The sequence below is a fragment of the Mycobacterium sp. genome (assembly GCF_025933915.1).
In the GTDB taxonomy this organism is placed as follows: Bacteria; Actinomycetota; Actinomycetes; order Mycobacteriales; family Mycobacteriaceae; genus Mycobacterium.
The window spans coordinates 1-2,307 of the sequence record NZ_JAICZA010000302.1; the positions used below are offsets into that span (position 1 = coordinate 1).

The 2,307-nt window shown below is 70.3% G+C and carries 2 protein-coding genes; both read right to left on the minus strand.

Annotation, left to right across the window (positions count from 1 at the left end; genetic code table 11):
* Nucleotides 1–1,245 (minus strand): DDE-type integrase/transposase/recombinase (locus tag Q0W90_RS24295; RefSeq protein WP_297777209.1); only part of this gene is annotated, 1,245 nt, incomplete at its 3' end.
* Nucleotides 1,246–1,356: 111 nt separating this feature from the next.
* A complete protein-coding gene (locus Q0W90_RS24300) occupies nucleotides 1,357–1,950 on the minus strand; it encodes a helix-turn-helix domain-containing protein (RefSeq protein WP_297777211.1) in 594 nt (197 codons plus the stop codon).
* Nucleotides 1,951–2,307 lie beyond the last annotated feature (357 nt).

A 2,307-nucleotide genomic window follows, 5' to 3' on the forward strand; every position in this document is an offset into this window, starting at 1 on the left:
GGTGTGGCGGGTGATGCGGTGGGGCATCGCCCGGCCGTAGTCGGCGTTCTGGTAGCGCACGGTGATGACTTCGAGGTTGAACGGGGAGAACACCAGCTCGACCTTGCGCCCGACCAGTGCCGGTTCGACCTGGTAGGTGTTGCCGTGCAGCGACACCGTCGCGGTTTTGGTGACGACCCGCCATTGTGACCACAGGAACGCCTCGGTCAACGCGTCGGCCGAGGCCATGGCCGGGCCGTGCCCGGTGGCCTGCCAGCCGTCGTCCCAGCGCTGTAACGGCGTCTGGCCGGTTTCGGAGTGCACCCGGTGGTGGTAGACCGATTCGACCCAGGCGGTGAACAGGGCGTTGAGCTCCAGCAACGCCGCCGCCGGTGACAGTCCCTGCTCGGCGAGTTGCTCGGCGCTGCTGTCGGTGACCTCGACGAGGAACTGCTCACGGACACCGCGGAACCAGCGTTCGATCTTGCCGCGGCCTTGCGGGCGGTGCGGGGTGGAGTGGATCAGCCGGATACCGAGCTTGCCGCATGCGCGCAGCAGCCACGAGTCCACGTAGGCGCTGCCGTTGTCGACATACACGCTCGCCGGGACGCCCCGCGCGGCGAGGGCGGGTTGCAGCGCGGCCGCGAGACGCACGGTGTCTTCGGCGAACCCGAACCGGTAGCCTGCCGCGAGACGTGAATGGTCGTCCAAAAACGCGAAGAGGTAGGTTTTGCGGCCGGCGATCCTGGGCCCGTGCAGAGCATCGCCGACCCAGCGTTCATTCGGCACGGCCGCCTCGAAACGGCCGAACACGGCCGGCTGGTCGCCGGCGGCCGGACCCATCAACTCGCGGCGGTGGAACAGGCGCAACAGCGTCGATTCCGAGGGCGCCCACCCGGACGAGGCGCGCAGGATCCGCGCGACCTGCGCGGTGGTGCGCTCGGGATTCTCCCGTTTCAACGCGACCGCCAACTCCAGCGCGGTGGTGTCGATCCGGGCGCCGGGCTGACGGATCGATGGGGTGAGCGCGTCGAACCCTCCGACGCGGTAGCGGCGGATCCACCGGTCCAACGTGTCCCGCGAGTAGCAGCACTGCCCGCCGAACGGGCCGGTATGAGTGCCCGCGGCAATCGAGCGGACCACCCGGCCGCGGGCCTTGGCCGACAATCCCGGATCCAGGGCAGGGCAGATCAACTGGTATCGGAACAACGCCACCTGCTGCGCCCGCGCCCGCCGGGCCACCTCGTCGTCCTCGTGTGTGGACACCACAACCTCGATTCGGTCAGGAAAACACCCACGCCGGGACCGGCGCGGGCGTGACCCCGCGAGGTTCGCCGATCAACCGCCCGCAACGTCAGGGGCAACTCGTGTTGCCGATCACCACCCACCGGGTGGGGGCCACCCCGGCGCCAGGAGCCGACCACCGGAGCACGCCACCGCTACCTGCCACGCCGTCACCGCGCCGAGCACCCCGAACAGCCCGAACCGGCCCGTCACCGCCGCGGTCGCCGCACCCAACGCGGCCAGCAGATCCCGCCACCCGCAACCCAGCGCCTGCGGCACGGCGATGTCCACACCAGCACGGCGGGCCACCTGCCACAGCCGCACCCGGACCGCTTCCAGCCGGCCACCGGCCACCCGCAGCCAGCCCCGCACCGTCGCCGCCGGAATCCCCAGCGCCGCCCCGATCCGCCGGTGCCCGTGCCCGCCGGCGCGGGCCAGCAGCGCCGCGCCGATCACCTCAGCCGCATACGCCCGCCGCAGCAACACCGTCACCGGCAGCAGCACATGCGTCACCAGACACCCGCCGCAACGACCGCGGCGGGGCCGTAACACCCCGCCGATCCCATGCACCCGGCGAGCCCGGGCCCACCCCCACGGACGCAGCACACCCGAACAACCAGGGCAGTCAACCCGCCCGGCCGTCAACCGCGACTCGACGCCAACCGGATCCGCCTCTACCGTCACCAACGGTGCCTCCGCGCATCAGCACGGCCCTCCCGCGACGGTCCTCCACGACAAGACGCGGGAGGGCCGTTGTCATGTTCGTCGGCAGGATTCTCCCGATCCCGGCACAGTGACGAAGCCGACCACCACGGCCGACAGCACACACAAGATCAAACCGTCATCGGCAACCCGACTGACGCCAACCGGCCCGATCATCGGCAATAGGAATGACGCTCAACAATCGAACACGACTACCGGGAGTTGAAGACCGGCCTCGGCCTGGACCACTTCGAAGGCCGTTCCTTCACCGGCTGGCACCGCCACGTCACCCTGGTCGTGCTCGCCCAGGCCTTCTGCACCCTGCTACGCCTGGACCCAAAA